General features: G+C 38.4%; 2 protein-coding genes. Both read left to right on the top strand.

Annotated elements, in window-relative coordinates; translation table 11 throughout:
• On the top strand, window positions 1–317 hold a 317-nt coding region (locus tag Sarmat_RS06685), incomplete at its 5' end, for a transposase (RefSeq protein WP_202149207.1).
• Window positions 318–398: 81 nt separating this feature from the next.
• A complete protein-coding gene (locus Sarmat_RS06680; RefSeq protein WP_341826625.1) occupies window positions 399–722 on the top strand; it encodes a GNAT family protein in 324 nt (107 codons plus the stop codon).
• Window positions 723–1048: the final 326 nt, after the last annotated feature.

Genomic DNA, 1048 nt, shown 5'->3' with positions numbered 1-1048 from the left:
TAGCTCCTATGGTATTTAATGGTTCATGTAATACCCAGCTATTCGAAAGCTGGGTAGAGCAATTCTTGATCAAAGAGCTAAAAGCTGGGCAAGTTGTGATAATGGATAACGCTGCATTTCATAGATCACAAAAGACAAAAGATCTCATTGAATCTGTTGGTTGTAAGGTAATTTTTCTTCCTCCTTATTCACCTGATTTTAACCCAATAGAGAAATTTTGGGCTAATATGAAGCGATGGGTTAAGCAGAAAATTTCTGACTTTCAGAGTCTTTTTGCTTCGTTATCTTTCTTTTTTAAATACGCTACCTCAAATTAATTTACTATACATGAATCACATTTTCCGTTACTGCTAAAGTGGCTGGAGACGAGCTACGTCAAAAAATGGTGGGATCAGGATGTGACGTATACAATGGATTTGGTGCGTGAAAAATATTGGAGGCGGGTATCGTCATTGCGAACCGAAGGTGAAGCAATTCAGGAAAATAACACTGGATTGCCGCGTCCTGCTGCGCGTGCGCTCGCAGTTCCTCGCAATGACGTAATTCAAGCTTTCATTATCTATAGCGACCAAAATCCTATTGGATACATTCAGATTTATAACGCATATGATTTTCCTAGAAGCAAGACACTCTCGGCCCTTCCAGCAAACCTGGGGGCTTTTGATATTTTTATTGGCGAAGAAGCCGCCTTGCAACAAGGGTTAGGCTCAAAAGCAATTTAGAATTCCTTGAATTACACGGCAATCCGTACACCCACATTTTTGCAGATCCAGATATTAATAATCTTTCTGCCATTAAATGTTACGCAAAAGCGGGATTCAAAAGGGTTTCAGAACAGCAAGATACTGGAGAGGTGTGGATGATAAAGGATTTATCCTAGACCTCTTGCGTAAGTATATAGAATTGGAAATTACTTACAGGGAGGGATTGATATTTTTTATAAAGCGTGTATAGAACTTGATTTTTAACCAACAAGAGACTATACACAATGATAAGATACAGTAAAATTGCTAGACATCCAAGAGTTTTTTTAAGATTATTTGGCATG

It is taken from the genome of Candidatus Sarmatiella mevalonica (assembly GCF_016751895.1).
GTDB lineage: Bacteria > Pseudomonadota > Alphaproteobacteria > Rickettsiales > Rickettsiaceae > Sarmatiella > Sarmatiella mevalonica.
The sequence above is the reverse complement of the archived record's forward strand: the minus strand, read 5'-3'. Positions and strand labels throughout refer to the sequence as shown.